Source organism: Roseibium sp. R5 (assembly GCF_055755305.1).
In genome coordinates this window covers 4,289,950-4,305,895 of the sequence record NZ_CM146910.1, presented here as the reverse complement: position 1 = coordinate 4,305,895, position 15,946 = coordinate 4,289,950, and the positions used below count along the sequence as shown (strand labels likewise).

Annotated in this window: 17 protein-coding genes; 15 read left to right on the top strand and 2 right to left on the bottom strand. The window is 57.3% G+C overall.

The window, feature by feature from the left end; genetic code table 11:
• Positions 1-51: 51 nt before the first annotated feature.
• The 9 genes from glyA (at position 52) to AC0J4F_RS19980 (ending at position 9,492) form a co-directional block, all read left to right on the top strand.
• Positions 52-1,359 carry a serine hydroxymethyltransferase gene (gene glyA, locus AC0J4F_RS20020; protein WP_422024387.1) on the top strand — a complete coding sequence of 436 codons (1,308 nt, stop codon included), beginning with the start codon at positions 52-54 and terminating at the stop codon, positions 1,357-1,359.
• Between the two features lie 28 nt (positions 1,360-1,387).
• The gene (gene nrdR / locus AC0J4F_RS20015; RefSeq protein WP_133950560.1) at positions 1,388-1,864 is read left to right on the top strand and encodes a transcriptional regulator NrdR; all 477 of its coding nucleotides are present in this window, start codon (positions 1,388-1,390) and stop codon (positions 1,862-1,864) included.
• 14 nt (positions 1,865-1,878) lie between these two features.
• The gene (gene ribD, locus AC0J4F_RS20010) at positions 1,879-3,006 is read left to right on the top strand and encodes a bifunctional diaminohydroxyphosphoribosylaminopyrimidine deaminase/5-amino-6-(5-phosphoribosylamino)uracil reductase RibD (protein WP_473024455.1); all 1,128 of its coding nucleotides are present in this window, start codon (positions 1,879-1,881) and stop codon (positions 3,004-3,006) included.
• Between the two features lies 1 nt (position 3,007).
• Positions 3,008-3,619, top strand: coding sequence for a riboflavin synthase (locus AC0J4F_RS20005; protein ID WP_473024454.1), 612 nt, complete (start codon positions 3,008-3,010; stop codon positions 3,617-3,619).
• 168 nt (positions 3,620-3,787) lie between these two features.
• Positions 3,788-4,237 carry a 6,7-dimethyl-8-ribityllumazine synthase gene (ribH, locus tag AC0J4F_RS20000; protein WP_133950554.1) on the top strand — a complete coding sequence of 150 codons (450 nt, stop codon included), beginning with the start codon at positions 3,788-3,790 and terminating at the stop codon, positions 4,235-4,237.
• A 5-nt stretch (positions 4,238-4,242) separates the two neighbouring features.
• Entirely contained in the window at positions 4,243-4,776 is a 534-nt protein-coding gene (gene nusB, locus AC0J4F_RS19995; RefSeq protein WP_473024453.1) for a transcription antitermination factor NusB, read from the top strand.
• Positions 4,777-4,778: 2 nt separating this feature from the next.
• Complete coding sequence (gene thiL, locus AC0J4F_RS19990) at positions 4,779-5,777, top strand: thiamine-phosphate kinase (protein ID WP_473024452.1); 999 nt, start codon at positions 4,779-4,781, stop codon at positions 5,775-5,777.
• A 135-nt stretch (positions 5,778-5,912) separates the two neighbouring features.
• Positions 5,913-7,136, top strand: coding sequence for an MFS transporter (locus AC0J4F_RS19985; RefSeq protein WP_473024451.1), 1,224 nt, complete (start codon positions 5,913-5,915; stop codon positions 7,134-7,136).
• 217 nt (positions 7,137-7,353) lie between these two features.
• Positions 7,354-9,492, top strand: coding sequence for a sodium-translocating pyrophosphatase (locus AC0J4F_RS19980; protein WP_473024450.1), 2,139 nt, complete (start codon positions 7,354-7,356; stop codon positions 9,490-9,492).
• Between the two features lie 78 nt (positions 9,493-9,570).
• Here AC0J4F_RS19980 and AC0J4F_RS19975 read toward each other — a convergent pair whose 3' ends face one another.
• Positions 9,571-10,008, bottom strand: a complete 438-nt coding sequence (locus tag AC0J4F_RS19975; RefSeq protein ID WP_008197254.1) for an outer membrane protein assembly factor BamE — start codon at positions 10,006-10,008, stop codon at positions 9,571-9,573.
• A 114-nt stretch (positions 10,009-10,122) separates the two neighbouring features.
• Between AC0J4F_RS19975 and AC0J4F_RS19970 the strand changes: the two genes are divergently transcribed.
• From AC0J4F_RS19970 to AC0J4F_RS19945, 6 genes are all read left to right on the top strand, one after another.
• Positions 10,123-10,668 (top strand): ubiquinol-cytochrome C chaperone family protein, encoded by a 546-nt coding sequence (locus tag AC0J4F_RS19970; RefSeq protein WP_473024449.1) that lies wholly within the window; start codon positions 10,123-10,125, stop codon positions 10,666-10,668.
• Positions 10,669-10,693: 25 nt separating this feature from the next.
• Positions 10,694-11,272 carry a YceD family protein gene (locus AC0J4F_RS19965; protein ID WP_473024448.1) on the top strand — a complete coding sequence of 193 codons (579 nt, stop codon included), beginning with the start codon at positions 10,694-10,696 and terminating at the stop codon, positions 11,270-11,272.
• Between the two features lie 204 nt (positions 11,273-11,476).
• Positions 11,477-12,541: a phosphate acyltransferase PlsX gene (gene plsX, locus AC0J4F_RS19960; RefSeq protein ID WP_209177536.1), complete on the top strand. Its 1,065-nt coding sequence runs from the start codon at positions 11,477-11,479 to the stop codon at positions 12,539-12,541.
• Positions 12,538-13,515: a beta-ketoacyl-ACP synthase III gene (locus AC0J4F_RS19955; RefSeq protein WP_133950538.1), complete on the top strand. Its 978-nt coding sequence runs from the start codon at positions 12,538-12,540 to the stop codon at positions 13,513-13,515. Before plsX ends, AC0J4F_RS19955 begins: the two co-directional genes overlap by 4 nt.
• Positions 13,516-13,657: 142 nt before the next feature.
• Positions 13,658-13,963, top strand: coding sequence for an integration host factor subunit alpha (locus AC0J4F_RS19950; protein WP_040451807.1), 306 nt, complete (start codon positions 13,658-13,660; stop codon positions 13,961-13,963).
• Between the two features lie 8 nt (positions 13,964-13,971).
• Positions 13,972-14,574, top strand: coding sequence for a MerR family transcriptional regulator (locus AC0J4F_RS19945; protein WP_133950536.1), 603 nt, complete (start codon positions 13,972-13,974; stop codon positions 14,572-14,574).
• Between the two features lie 8 nt (positions 14,575-14,582).
• Here the strand turns inward: AC0J4F_RS19945 and AC0J4F_RS19940 are convergent, their stop codons facing one another.
• A complete protein-coding gene (locus AC0J4F_RS19940) occupies positions 14,583-15,890 on the bottom strand; it encodes a hypothetical protein (RefSeq protein WP_133950534.1) in 1,308 nt (435 codons plus the stop codon).
• Between the last annotated feature and the right edge of the window lie 56 nt (positions 15,891-15,946).

Genomic DNA, 15,946 nt, shown 5'->3' with positions numbered 1-15,946 from the left:
GGCCTGCGAAACTGCGCTACGACACAGATACAACACAATAAGGATGGTGCTATGTCTTTGATGGAATCCTCCGATCAATCCGTTCAGTCGGACTTTTTCACCCGCGGTCTTGCTGAAGCAGATCCGGAACTCTTCGGCACCATCGAAAAGGAACTCGGCCGCCAGCAACATGAGATCGAGCTGATCGCGTCTGAGAACATCGTGTCACGTGCCGTTCTTGAAGCGCAGGGCTCTGTGCTGACCAACAAATACGCCGAAGGTTACCCGGGCCGGCGCTATTATGGCGGTTGTGAATTCGTCGACATGGCGGAAAACCTTGCCATCGATCGCGCAAAGAAGCTCTTTGGCTGTGGCTTTGCCAACGTTCAGCCGAACTCCGGCAGCCAGGCGAACCAAGCGGTCTTCCTTGCGCTGATCAAGCCGGGCGACACCATCCTCGGCATGAGCCTGGATGCAGGTGGCCACCTGACCCACGGCGCCAAGCCGAACCTTTCCGGCAAGTGGTTCAACGCTGTACAGTACGGCCTGAACGTTGAAACAGGTCTGATCGACTATGACGCAATGGCAGCCTTGGCTCGCGAAACCAAGCCGGCCTTGATCATCGCCGGTGGGTCTGCGTACTCGCGTCAGATCGATTTTGCCAAGTTCCGCGAAGTTGCGGATGAGGTCGGCGCGTATCTGATGGTCGACATGGCGCACTTTTCTGGTCTGGTCGCCGCTGGCGAGCATCCCAGCCCGTTCCCATATGCCGACGTTGCCACCACCACGACCCACAAGACCCTGCGCGGTCCACGTGGCGGCATGGTGCTGACCGACAAGGAAGAGATTTCCAAGAAGATCAATTCCGCGGTATTCCCGGGTCTACAAGGTGGTCCGCTGATGCACGTAATCGCCGCGAAGGCGGTGGCGTTTGGTGAAGCCCTGACGGACGATTTCAAAAGCTACATCCGTGCAGTTCGTGAAAACGCTCAGGTTCTGGCCGAAACTCTGCGCGAAGGCGGCATGGACATTGTCTCCGATGGCACCGACACGCACCTGATGCTGGTGGACCTGCGTCCTAAAATGCTGACGGGCCGCGATGCAGAGAAGTCTCTCGGTCTGGCAAACATCACCTGTAACAAGAATGGTGTTCCGAACGACCCGCAAAAGCCGATGATCACCTCTGGTGTCCGCCTCGGCACGCCTGCGGCGACAACACGCGGCTTCGGTGTCGCAGAATTCCGCGAAGTTGGCCTGTTGATCACGGAAGTGTTGGACGGTTTGAAGGCTGCAAACAGTGAAGATGGCAACGCGGCAGTTGAAGCAGCAGTCAAAGCCAAGGTAGAAGCACTGACAGCACGGTTCCCGATTTACGGGTAAGGACCGGCTCGTTCAGGAGCTTTGACATATGAAATGTCCGTTTTGCGGCGGCGAGGAGACCCAGGTAAAGGATTCCCGCCCCACCGAGGACAACACAGCCATTCGCCGCCGCAGGATCTGCAACACCTGCGGCGGCCGATACACGACATTTGAGCGTGTACAGCTGCGTGAGTTGATGGTGCTGAAGCGGTCCGGCCGCCGGGTGCCGTTCGATCGCGAAAAGCTGATGCGGTCCGTTCAGATCGCTGTGCGCAAGCGCCCGGTCGATCCAGAACGGATCGAGCGCATGGTGAGCGGCATCGTACGCCAGCTGGAAAGCTCCGGCGAAAGCGAGATCACTGCCGAGACGATCGGCAACCACGTCATGGAAGGGCTCAAGGGAGTTGATGACGTGGCCTATGTCCGGTTCGCATCCGTTTATAAGAATTTCCGTGAGGCCAAGGATTTCGAAGCTCTCCTCGATGAGCTGAGCGATCCAGTGACACCGGTCTCCGACAAAGACTGATTTCCGGCGCGCTTATGTCTTCAATTACAGAAACCGACAACCGGTTCATGGCGGCCGCTGAACGGCTGGCCCGGCGAGGGCTTGGCCGCGTTTGGCCAAATCCGTCTGTCGCCGCGATGATCGTCCAGGAAAACTCCGACGGCGTCCCTGTGCTTGTGGGACGCGGGGTCACGTCCCGGCCCGGAATGGCACACGCGGAAGTCAACGCCCTCAACCAGGCCGGTGAATTGGCCAAAGGCGCAACGTGTTACGTTACCCTGGAGCCCTGTTCGCATTACGGACGCACGCCGCCATGTTCGCTGGCGCTCATCGAGGCGGGTGTATCGCGGGTCGTTGTCGGAATGCTGGACCCGAACCCGCGTGTCTCCGGGCGGGGTGTCGGCATGCTACAGGATGCTGGCATTGAGGTTGTCACAGGCGTGCGGGAGCGAGCCCTCAAAGATCTGTACCGAGGTTTCACCTACCGGCAGCGTCGGCATCGGCCATCCGTTTTCCTAAAGCTCGCAGTGTCAAAAGACGGCTTCATTGGGCGGGAAGGGGAAGGTCAGATCAAGATATCCGGGCCGATCTCCATGCGCATGGTCCATGGGTTTCGGGCAGCATCAGACGCGATCCTGGTTGGCATTGGCACGGCGCTGGCCGATGATCCGCAACTGACCTGCCGGTTGCCTGGGCTGTATGCCCGCTCACCGGTTCGGGTTGTGGTCGATCGGCAAGCCCGGCTTCCGCTCAATTCCAAGCTTGTCCGGACCTGTGTGGACGTTCCCGTTTGGCTGATATGCGGAAACGGTGCGGATGCCGATCAGGTCAACGCGCTGGCCGCTGCCGGTGTCAATATCATCCGCGTACCGGCCACACCTTCCGGCATCGACCCGGATGTGATCTTGAGCGCTCTTGCAACGCGCGGCGTGACCCGGGTGATGGTTGAGGGCGGCGCACGGCTTGCCTCCTCTTTCCTGGACGCCGGGCTGGTGGACGATCTTTGTGTTGTCACCGGAGACATCGAGATTGGCGAGGGAGGCATACCTGCCTTGCATGACCTTGATCTTGCAAATGTCCTGACGGACCCCCAATTTGCCTCAATCGGAGCCGGGTATCTTGGGGCCGACCGATATACTTACCTCAGAAAGAGTGGAGCCTGACATGTTCACCGGTATTGTGACCGACCTCGGCGAGATTCAGTCCGCGTTGGACATTCCGGCTGGCAAGCGGACCCGCATCAAGACCGTGTACGACACGGACAGCTTCGATATCGGGGCGTCGATTTCCTGTGACGGCGTCTGTCACACGGTGACTGCCAAGGAGAACAGTTCAGGCGGAAACTGGTTTGAAGTTGAGTCTGCCGCCGAAACCCTGGCGCTGACGAATGTCTCCGATTGGAAAGAGGGGCAAAAGCTCAACCTGGAGCGCTCGCTGACCATGGGGGCGGAGCTCGGCGGTCACCTGGTTCTCGGCCACGTTGACGGTGTTGCCGAAATCACCAAGCGCGAAGATCATCCCGACAGCGTCTATTTCCAGTTTCGTGCACCGCAGGATGTCGCCAAGTTCATCGCCAAAAAAGGATCCGTGGCACTCAACGGTACATCGCTGACCGTCAATGAGGTCGACGCGCTTTTGTTTTCCGTCTTTCTGATCCCGCACACGCTGGAAGTGACCAACTGGTCAGAGAGCAAGGCCGGGGACCTCGTCAATCTGGAAGTGGATATGATGGCGCGCTATGCGGCACGTCTTGCGGAATTCACCAAGACCGGGTAGGGGACGGTCCCAACACTTTCAAGCAGATCTGAAGCCTGGACCCGAGCACATCGGATCGGCGGAACCAGATGGCAGCTATGCCGTCCGGTCTTAACGGTCTTGCAGGAATGACACTGGACAAACCGGGGCAGACGTGGTTCCTGTCGCGGCCTTACAAAGGATCAAGCTATGAGCGCTGCACCGAAACTCTTGATCATTGAAGCCCGCTTCTATGACGACCTCGCCGATTCCCTCGCCGAAGGCGCTATCGCAACGCTAGAAGCGGCGGGTGCGACTTATGAGCGTGTGGCCGTCCCCGGTGTGCTGGAGATCCCGGCAGCGTTGTCGATGGCCATGACTGCCATGGAGAACGAGGGCGCGCTCTATGATGGTTTTGTTCTTCTGGGGGTCGTGATCCGCGGAGAGACCACGCACTACGACATCGTGGCAAATGAATCGAACCGCGTGATCATGGACTTGATCGTCGATGCAGACCTTGCTGTCGGAAATGGTATTCTGACAGTCGAAAACAACGAACAGGCGTGGGCCCGCGCAAAGGTTGGCGACAAGAACAAGGGCGGAGCAGCGGCTCGGGCAGCTCTTGACATGATCGCCCTGCGCGAGCGCTTCGGAGTATAAGAAAAATGACCGGAAAGGCCGACCCGGACAAACCGGCACGACAAAAAAACGATAATGCAACCCGCCCCGCCAACAAGCGTGGCGTTGCCCGTCTGGCTGCCGTTCAGGCTCTCTATCAAATGGATATCGGCGGCGCACCGCTGACCAATGTTGTCAGTGAATACACGGCGTTTCGTTTGGGCAAGGAAATCGACGGCGAACAGTATCGCGACGCCGACGAGCAATGGTTCAAGCACATCCTGGCCGGCGTTGTTGCGGACCAGAAGTTGCTGGATCCCTACATCCATACTGCCTTGAAGGAAGACTGGCCGCTCAAGCGGATCGACAGCCTGCTTCGGGCCATCTTGCGCGCTGGCGGCTATGAGCTTCTGCGGCGCCGGGATGTGCCGGCCAAGGTGATCATCTCCGAATATATCGATGTTGCTAAAGCGTTCTTCGAGGATGATGAACCGGGACTGGTCAACGGCGTATTGGACCGGTTGGCCCACGAGCTGCGAAGCCCGGAGTTCGACGTCAAGGACGCGGACGGACAGGCCTGAACATGGCCGCCGACCGGCCCGGAGAGTTTGAACTGATCAAGCGGTTTTTTGCGCCTTTGGCAAAAGACCCCGGCAGTCTTGGCTTGACGGACGATGCTGCGGTTCTCAAGCCCCGGCCGGGTTTCGATCTCGTTCTGACGAAAGACGTTCTGGCGGCTGATGTTCACTTCTTTGCCGAAGATGCCCCGGAGGCCATCGCAGCCAAGTCATTGCGAGTCAATCTCTCCGATCTGGCAGCAAAGGGAGCCACGCCGCGCGGTTATCTTCTCGGCATCGCGCTGCCCAAAGGCTGGACAGCGGATTGGCTCGAGCGCTTCTGCAAGGGGCTGGCTGCCGATCAGGCCGCTTACGACATTCAGCTCCTTGGCGGTGATACCATACGATCCTCCAACGGCTTGCAGGTGTCTATTACCGCAATAGGTGAAGTTCCGAGCGGACAGGCCGTCCGCCGCTGCGGTGCCAAAGCCGGTGACATCTTGTTTGCAACGGGCACGATCGGAGATGCCGCTGCGGGATTGAAGGCACGGCTCGACAGAGGTTTTGCAGCCACAACCACTCTCGCAGCAAGTGACGAGGCGCACATCCTCGATCGCTATCTGCTGCCGCGGCCGCGCACCCGCTTGGCGCCGTCGATTGTCAAATACGCCAACGCGTCCATGGACATTTCTGACGGTCTCTTATCGGACGCTGGCCATATGGCCTCGGCAAGCTCATCGACCATCCAGATCAATCTGGAAACAGTGCCGTTGTCACCAGCGCTTGCGCATCTGAAGAGCGTGGCTCAGGACGTCTTTTTCGCGTGTCTCAATGGCGGCGACGATTACGAGATTCTGGTTTCGGTACCTGAAGCCGTCTCCCAGAACTTTTCGGCGGAAGCTTCACAGCTCGGGTGCCCAGTGACCCCCGTCGGCAGGGTCGTGGAGGGCGAGGGGAAAGTTGATCTGCTCGACAACGGTGTTCCGGTATCTGCTGATCTTCAGAACGGTTTCAGGCACTTCTAAGAGGTCCTGCTTCAACTTGATCGAAAAAGGCACCTCGGTGCTTTACGAGCTCTCGCGAGCGTGATAGGCAAGGTGTCTTTCCCACGCCAAAGGCGATCACGCCCTGTGGCCTTGTCCCGTTTGAGATCCTGATTGATGACTGCTGTTGCGCAAGACGCCTTTGTCGACGACCGTTTGGCCAAAAGAAATGCTGTTCTTCTTGCTCTGGCCCAGGCGCTTGGAGGGGCATCCGCCTCCATTGTAATCACGACAGGATCGTTGGTCGGGTACATGATGCTCGACGAAGACAAGGCGCTGGCGACTGTACCTGTATCCGCCATGGTTCTCGGAACCGCATTTGGCACGATTCCCGCCGGGATCATCATGCGGCGCTTCGGCCGCCGGGCCGGGTTTATGGGTTCCGCTATGGTGGGTGTTGCCTCTGGTCTGCTTGCCGCCTACGCGGTGCTGCTGAACCACTTTCTGCTCTTTTCCTTTGCTTGCGGTTTGGGTGGTTTCGCAGGAGCCTTCGTCCAGCAATACAGATTTGCCGCCGCCGATACGGCGAGCGATGCATTCAAGCCCAAAGCGATCTCGTGGGTCCTAGCCGGTGGGGTGCTTGCCGGTGTTGTCGGACCACAAACCGTCATTGCCACCAAGGACATGTTTGCGCCGATCCTCTTTGCCGGAACCTATGTTGCACAGGCTGGCCTCGCCTTGATCGCAATGTTTTTGCTGGCCTTTATCAAGATCCCTAAGCCGCCGCGTCAAAGTCACAAGCAGGCCGGTGGACGGCCTCTTGCGCAAATCATGAAACAGCCACGCTTCATCGTGGCGGCTGCATGTGGCATTTGCTCCTACGCTTTGATGAGCCTTGTGATGACCGCAACACCGCTTGCCATGATCGGCTGCGGACTGAGCGAAACGGACGCTGCGCTTGGAATCCAATGGCATGTTCTGGCCATGTTCGGTCCAAGCTTCTTCACCGGCAGCCTTATTGCGAGATTTGGCAAGGAACGCATCGTCTCGATTGGTCTGGCGCTTTTGGCCGGCTGTGCCGTCGTCGCCCTCATGGGGCTGGAGCTCGCCCATTTCTGGACGGCGCTAGTCCTCCTCGGCCTTGGCTGGAATTTCGGCTTTATCGGTGCAACGGCCATGCTGACCGATACGTATCGTCCGGAAGAGCGCAATCTCGTTCAGGCCGTTAATGATTTCCTCGTCTTTGGATTCGTTGCGGCCGCGTCCTTCTCGTCCGGCGCGCTCCTCAACGCGTTCGGCTGGGCGACGGTTAACATCCTTGTATTCCCGTTTGTTGTGCTGTGCATCGGTCTGTTGATCTGGCTCGCATTGGCAGAAAGAAAAGCCGTTACAACCGCTTAAAGTCTCTGCGCAAATTCACTTCGCCGTTGCAGCATAATTGCTGCGCTGCGCAAGTTAATGACGCAACGGCATATAGAAATAATACAATCGAAGTGCTTGACGCCCCGCGCTGCTTTGCTGCTATCGTGCAATTGCTTCACGCTGGGGAATTCAGGTGTGAGGCGATTTGGCGGGTAAAACTACAACAACACCGCCCGCCACAGCCTTGGGAGGAAGCATGATCGAGCTTGTCGTCATCATTATTTGTGGCCTCTTGTCCATTGCGTACGGCGCATGGGCAATTCAGTCCGTTATGGCAGCGGACGCGGGGAACGCCCGCATGCAGGAGATTGCTGGAGCGATCCAGGAGGGGGCCAGCGCATATCTTAACCGTCAATACACAACAATTGCCATTGTCGGTGCTGTTGTTTTTGTTCTTGCATGGATCCTGCTTTCCGGACCTGCTGCGATCGGTTTCCTCATCGGGGCCGTGTTATCCGGGGCCGCCGGATACATCGGTATGATGGTGTCTGTCCGGGCCAATGTGCGCACCGCCCAGGCAGCAAGCCAAAGCCTGGGTGCGGGACTGGAAGTTGCTTTCAAGGCCGGTGCTGTCACCGGCCTTTTGGTTGCCGGCCTCGCGCTTCTGGGCGTTGCTGTCTACTACATGATCCTTACCGGTCCGATGGGCTATGGGTCAGGTGACCGCGTTGTTATCGACGCCTTGGTCGCGCTTGGCTTCGGCGCCTCGCTGATCTCGATTTTCGCCCGTCTCGGCGGTGGCATCTTCACCAAGGGCGCAGATGTCGGCGGCGATCTCGTCGGTAAGGTTGAGGCCGGTATTCCGGAAGATGATCCGCGCAACCCGGCAACCATCGCCGACAACGTTGGCGACAACGTGGGCGATTGTGCAGGCATGGCGGCTGACCTTTTCGAAACCTATGCTGTGACCGTGGTCGCAACAATGGTTCTGGCATCCATCTTCTTCACGGGGGCTGAGGCAACCGAACTGATGCTGCTGCCGCTCCTGATTGGTGCAAGCTGTGTGGTCACATCCATCATCGGAACGTTCTTCGTCAAACTTGGCGAAAACAATTCGATCATGGGGGCTCTCTACAAGGGGTTCATCGCAACTTCGGTGCTGTCTGCGGTTGCCTTGGCCATCATTGTCTTTGGCTGGTTGGGTGCAGGCACAGAATACACCACATCAGGCGGCACAACGTTCACCGGATTTGATCTTTTTGTTTGCGGTGTTATCGGCCTGATTGTGACCGGCCTCATCATCTGGGTGACGGAGTACTATACCGGCACCGAGTATCGCCCAGTAAGGTCTATTGCCCAGGCGTCTGTAACCGGTCACGGAACAAACGTGATCCAGGGTCTTGCGGTCTCTCTGGAGGCAACCGCTCTGCCTGCGATCATCATCATCGTTGGTATCTTGTCGACGCACGCCTTTGCCGGTCTGTTCGGGATTGCGATTGCGGTGACGACGATGCTTGCGCTGGCGGGTATGGTCGTTGCGCTCGACGCCTTCGGCCCGGTGACCGACAATGCTGGTGGTATTGCCGAAATGGCAGATCTGCCGGCGGAAGTCCGGACCACTACGGACGCGCTTGATGCGGTTGGTAACACAACGAAGGCCGTGACCAAGGGCTACGCGATTGGTTCCGCCGGTCTCGGTGCCTTGGTCCTGTTTGCCGCCTACACGGAGGATCTGAAGTTCTTCAGCGCCAATGCCGAGGAGGGGTCAATCTTCTATGGCATCTCGGTGGACACCTTGTTCTCCTTGTCCAACCCGTATGTCGTTGCCGGTCTGTTGTTTGGCGGATTGCTGCCGTACCTGTTCGGCGGCATTTCGATGACGGCAGTGGGCCGGGCCGCAGGGGCCGTGGTGGAGGAAGTCCGCCGCCAGTTCAAGGAAAAGCCGGGCATCATGGAAGGCACGGAGCGGCCGGACTATGGCCGGGCGGTTGACATGCTGACCAAGGCGGCGATCAAGGAAATGATCATCCCGTCGCTTTTGCCGGTTCTCTCGCCAATTGTCGTGTTCTTTGTGGTGCGTGCGGTGGCAACACCTGCGGATGCTTTTGCGGCACTCGGTGCGATGCTGCTTGGTGTGATCGTCACCGGTCTCTTCGTGGCGATTTCCATGACCGCCGGCGGCGGGGCATGGGACAACGCAAAGAAGTCCTTTGAGGACGGTTTCACCGATAAAGACGGTGTGACGCACCAGAAGGGCGGCGAAGCGCACAAGGCGTCTGTCACCGGTGATACCGTGGGGGATCCCTACAAGGATACTGCCGGTCCCGCGGTGAACCCGATGATCAAGATCACCAACATCGTGGCGCTCTTGCTGCTCGCGGTTCTTGCGCACTGATCGGCATCGAAGCCAAGAAAACAGAAAAGCCCCGGTCGAGTGACCGGGGCTTTTTTCTTTATCCAAAAAGCGTGCGGCTTATAGACCCAGGCCCGGGTTCGCCGCGCCCTTGAGGATTTGGCTGAGGAAGCCGTAGTCCGCGCCGCCGGTGCGGGTTGTCCGGGTCACAATGTCGACGATCTTGCCGTCTTCAAGGGTGTAGTTACCCATGTCCTTCACAAAGCCATCTTCATCGAAGTAAACGGCAACAACCCGCTGTTCGACGATGTCGGGTGCCAGGAAGGCTGTCGTCGCGGTTTTTTGCGAGATGTAGTAGTACGCATCGCCGTCAAGACTTGACCTGGTCGACGGCGAACCCAAAACAAGTTCTACCTGTTCGCGGCTTGAGCCGACTTGAACCTGGCTCATCATGTTGGACGTGATGACATGGCCGTGCGTGTAGGTAGATGTGAAACAGCCACCAAGGGGCAGAGTTGCCATCAGGGGAAGTAACAGGGCGCAAGCCTTGAAGTTCATCTATGAAGTCCCGTAATGCCAGATCAGTCCGGCTGTATGTCAATTTCGTTGCTTGGCAAAGTCACTATCGTGGGATAGGGCACAAGGCAACACCTGAATTCTAAGGAGACCGCCATGATCCTCGGCTTGTTCCGCCGCAGATCTCGTGACGCCGAACACAAAACCTACTGTGAAATCGTGGCTCAAGCACGGCAGCCCGTTTTTTACACGGATTTTCTTGTTCCCGACACAATAGATGGGCGTTTCGACCTCATCGTATTGCACGCTGTCCTTTATTTTAAGCGCATGCAGGGTGAAGGCAAGAAGGTCGCCGAGTTCACGCAGGATGTCTTTGATCTCTTCTTTCAGGACATGGATGCGTCCTTGCGCGAAATGGGCGTAAGCGATACACGCGTTCCCAAGAAAGTCCGGAAGATGGGCGAGGCGTTTTTTGGCCGCGCGGACGCTTATATGGCAGCCGTTGAAGCGGGAAACGCCGAGGATCTCGCGCAGGCGCTTGGCCGCAATATCTACACGGACAACGAAGAGCCGATTGCTCAGGAACGTCTTGCCCGCTATGTCATCGCTGCCGCTGCAGAGCTGACGGGGCAAGATACGCAGGACCTTCTGAACGGTAACATCAGCTGGCCGGACCCTGCACCGTTCCTGTCTGAAAAATGAACAATAAAGACGAGCCTCAAAAGATATGGCCAATGAAACATTTCCTTACAGCCATAAGGTGAACGCGGCGCGGGTCGTGGACAAGGATGAGAAAGTAACGGTGACTGCAAACGAGGGGGAACGGGCTGCGATTGCGAAAGCCTATGACCTCGATGGCGTGAAAAGCCTAGTCGCAGATCTTGTTCTACAGCCGTACCGGAAAGCCGGGCTGCGGGTTGCTGGACACATCACGGCTGAACTGGAACAGACCTGCGTTGTTTCTTTGGAGCCGTTCGTCCAGGAACTGAAACTCGACATCGACCGGACGTTTGAGCCGCATTCCAGCCGGCCTCGGAAAATCCGCGATCTCAATGAGGACGGTGAAATCGAGATCGATCTTGAATCGCTGGATCCGCCCGATGTCATAACCGACGGCGTGCTCGATCTTGGCAACGTCATATGTGAAGAGCTTGCGCTTGCGCTTGATCCGTTTCCGCGCAGACCCGGTGTCGAGTTTGACGGCGGCGGCGAGGAAGACGCAGATCCGTCAGAACCAGTTGAGGAAACCGGCAAACCCTCTCCATTTGCCGCACTCAGCGCATTGAAAGAACCGCCCCAGAAATAAAGCCGAACGGGATGTGCCTGCGATTACCGTCGTGTAAGCGGGCGCTTTTTCGTGCAAGCTGCCATGCATTGGCAGGAAAACGGTTGTCACCTCAGCCAAAACCTTTATGTTCGCGCCCGGTTCGAGACCCCTTAGGGACCGGTTCAACATCTGTGACAGCGAGGCAATCTCCGCCTTGCCGGTAAACGTTTAAAGACTTTCTAAATGGCGAAAACGATTCCGATTTCACTTGATGTCATGGGAGGCGACCACGGAGCCGAGGTCGTGATCCCGGGCGCTGAAATTGCGCTTGTCCGGCATCCAGATATCCGGTTCCTGCTGTATGGCAATGAAAACGTCGTCCGTCCGCTTCTCGACAAATATCCGCGCGTGCGCGATGCCTCCGTTTTTCATCATTGCGAAGTCTCCATCGCGATGGACACCAAGCCCAGTCAGGCGCTGCGCCAGGGGCGGTGGAAGTCCAGCATGTGGAAGTCCATCGAGGCTGTGAAAACCGGCGATGCCGCCGTATCCGTTTCCGCTGGCAACACCGGCGCGTTGATGGCTATGTCCAAGTTCTGCTTGCGGACAATGGCCAACATCGAGCGTCCGGCAATCGCAGCCATTTGGCCAACCTTGCGCGGCGAATCCGTTGTGCTCGACGTTGGCGCGACCATCGGTGCAGATGCTCAGCAGTTGATTGATTTTGCCATCTTGGGTGGAGCCATGGCGCGAGCGCTGTTCGGCATTCAAAAACCCACTGTCGGCCTGCTGAACATCGGCGTTGAAGAGGTCAAGGGACTGGAAGAGGTGCGCACGGCGGGACGCCTGCTGCGCGAAACGCCGCTACGCTCCTTGCAGTACTCCGGCTTCGTCGAAGGCAATGACCTGGGCGCCGGCACGGTCGACGTGGTTGTCACCGAAGGTTTTGCCGGCAACATCGCGCTGAAGACGGCAGAAGGAACAGCCAAACAAATCGGCAGTTATTTGCGCTCTTCCATGAACCGCACTTTCATGTCGAAACTCGGCTACCTATTTGCCAAGGGCGCTTTTGACCTGCTGCGCGAGAAAATGGACCCGCGCAAGGTCAACGGCGGGGTGTTCCTTGGCCTCAACGGCATTGTCATCAAAAGCCACGGCGGAACGGATGCGGAAGGGTTCGCATCGGCCATCGATCTGGCTTACGACATGGTGAAAAACGAACTGACGCACAAGATCGCGCAAGATCTTGTGCATTACCATCGCGGGCGCTTCGCTGAAGCGGCGCCGACATCGGAAGGTGATTTGTGAGCGTTATCCGTTCAATCGTTACTGGTACCGGAAGTTATTTGCCGGAAAAAATCCTGACCAACAGCGATCTGGCCAAGATGGTCGACACTTCGGACGATTGGATCGTTCAGCGCACCGGCATTCAGCAGCGCCATGTTGCTGCTGAAGGGCAGGTGACTTCGGATCTCGCAGTCGAAGCCGCTTTGCGCGCCCTGGAAAGCGCTGGCCGGAAAGCCGACGACATCGATACGATCATCCTCGCGACAGCTACGCCGGACAATACATTTCCGGCGACCTCTGTTTCCGTGCAAGCCCGTCTCGGCATCAACCATGGCTTTGCATTCGACGTCCATGCGGTTTGCTCAGGCTTCGTCTATGCGCTCACGACGGCGGACGCTTATATCCGCGCGGGAATGTCCAAACGCTGCCTCGTGATTGGCGCTGAGACCTTTTCCCGAATTCTGGATTGGAATGACCGGACCACGTGCGTCTTGTTCGGTGACGGCGCTGGGGCTGTGGTTGTCGAAGCGTCAGAAGGCGAAGGCAATACGGCGGACAGGGGTGTTCTCACTTCGCATTTGCGCTCAGATGGCCGTCATAAGGACAAGCTCTTTGTTGATGGCGGGCCGTCTTCGACCCAGACGGTTGGCTATCTGCGCATGGAAGGCAAGGAAGTCTTTAAACATGCTGTTGGCATGATCACGGATGTGATTGAAGATGCATACTCCGCCACTGGCCTGACGTCCGAGGATCTGACCTGGTTTATTCCACACCAGGCCAACAAACGCATAATCGACGCCAGTGCGAAGAAGCTGAAAATCGCGCCGGAGAAGGTCGTGACCACCGTTCAGATGCACGGAAATACGTCCGCAGCCTCCATTCCGCTGGCGCTGGATTTGGCCGTTCGGGACGGACGTGTCAAAAAAGACGATCTCATCATGCTTGAGGCGATGGGCGGTGGATTTACATGGGGCTCTGTGCTTTTGCGCTGGTAAGTATTTCTGACAGTGTAGGCAACAAATCGCAGCCCTATCAAGAGTTCCTGTTGACCGGGTCCCCTTGAGGCAATACCGTGAGAGCCTGCTGCAGAGTTTCTGTGTAAAATCAGCCAGATCAATGGCGTCCTGAGGAGGGGTTATGGGCAACCGGACTATTACCCGAGCTGATCTGTGTGAAGCCGTTTATCAGAAGGTGGGTCTTTCGCGGACCGAATCTTCGGAATTGGTGGAGCGCGTTCTTTCCGAAATTTCCGACTGTCTCGTGACGGGAGAATCGGTAAAATTGTCTAGCTTCGGGTCGTTCGTCGTCCGTTCCAAAGGGGAGCGCATCGGCCGCAACCCGAAGACCGGTGAGGAAGTTCCGATTTCCCCGCGCCGTGTGATGGTCTTCAAGCCTTCGAATGTCTTGAAACAACGGATTAACGACGCCCTGACCGGCAGCTAACGGGTCGCATGAGCTCACAGGACAAAAGCCCAGACGCTTTTCGCACCATCAGCGAAGTCGCTGAGGATCTGGATTTACCTCAGCATGTGCTGCGTTTCTGGGAAACCCGCTTTTCGCAAATCAAACCGCTGAAACGGGGCGGCGGCCGACGCTATTACCGGCCGGATGACGTTGAGCTCCTCAAGGGAATCCGCCATCTACTGTATGGTGAGGGTTACACCATCAAGGGTGTACAGCGGATTTTGAAAGAGCAGGGTCCGAAGTTCGTCATGCAAATCTGGCGCGAGGATGCCGATCCACTCATCGTCAACCAGCAGAGCACGTCTTCAGCACCAGCTCCTTTAACAGAAGCAACAACACCCGGCGAAACGGCCAGTGGGGCAATGCCCTCAGGATCGGTGCCGCATGATGTCATCGACGATGAAGCCGACAAACCTGTTGACGGGCAGGGTGGCAGCGGATTTGGTATTTTGAGCCGCCTGCGGGGTGAAAAGCCGGAGAGCACGGCAGCTGGTCCTGCGAAAGCGATTTCGAAAGACGAGATCCGCCGCCTGCAGTCCACCTTGTTCGAGTTGCTGGAGTGCAAACGCACTCTGGACCGGGCGCGCTAACAGCTCCGCTATTTCCGCTTTAGAAACCGTCCAAGAAATCCGCCGCCCTTTGAGGGTTGATCGCTGGAGCTTGCCTGTTGCGCCGCAATCGCGATCTGACGGAGCTCATCCATCGACGAGCGTTTTCTCGGCCCAGCTTCTGATGCCCCACCAGACGTCTCATCGCCGACCACGCGTGGACCTCGGGGCTGTGTACCTGGCTGGGAAGATTCCGGCGAAGGTGCGGCTGGCGGCCGGTGAATTGGCTTTACGCGTTGTGCCGACGTGGCAGCCGAAGTCTCGCCAGTTTTTTGGCGGTTAAGTTGCTGTAGAATGGCCGCGTCGATCGGATCGTCGGGATCAAGAACAACCTCTTCTGCCCCGTCAATGCGTTCGCCAGTCAGGGCACCTTCGGTATCGTATTCCTTGTAGACCGTGGGGACAGGGTCTCGCTCGACACCAAGGGCCGGATTATGGACCACTTTCAGTTCAATGCGCGGCGCGCCGCCGTCTTGTGGAGGGTGGTGAAACACCTGAATTTTTTCGTTTTCGTCTGAACCGAAAACATCTCCACTTGGAAACACCTTCCCGCGTTTGAGTGTGAAGCCAATGAACGAATAAAGCCGTTCAATGAGGTAACCGGTTGGCAGTTTGGAAGGCGTGAATTCCACCGAATAACCGATGATAGACGGGGCTCCCGAGCCAATCACACCAATGAGCTGTTCACCGGTGAGCGGAGACGTTTCGCCGTAAAGGTGGGGGTGAACATAAAGAAGAAGTGGTGTGTCTTCATCCGCCACCAGTTTGAAAGTGTCTGGTGTCATCAGGAACAAACTGGGCATCCAGAAGATGGCAGTTGGAGAAGACGCATTTGCGATGCTGGCCGTGACAGACTTCACAATCGCCATCGCCATTTGGCTCTCGCTGCTGTCAGTGAAGGTCGCAACGCTTTCACCGATCTCTTGCAAAGCCCCTTCGGGAAAAGCACCGACTGGGATAAGCCCCTTGTAGACGGAGATTTGTGTGTAGGCTGTCGTCGCCTCAATGATGTCAGCAGCTTCCGGAAAACTTGACTTCACGGAGAAGCTGTTGAGCGCTGTTTCAAGCTGAGCGCTCGCTTCAAACAGCACTGTTTGCGTTACCAGAATGTGGTAGTTGCCGCAGAGAACCCGGATATCCTTCTCTGTTGATGTTTTGAGAAGTTTGCACTCTTCGGCAGGCAGCCCGGCGGCGACGGCAGCGCGCACGATCATTTCCAAGATGGCGTTACCGGACAGCGGTTCGTAACGCTCCATCAGCACCTGAGCATCAATGCTCGGGGTTGGAAAGATCTTCATCTGAAAACACCTTTGGACTGAAATCGCCAAAGGACTTTAGCAATGCACACGTAAAG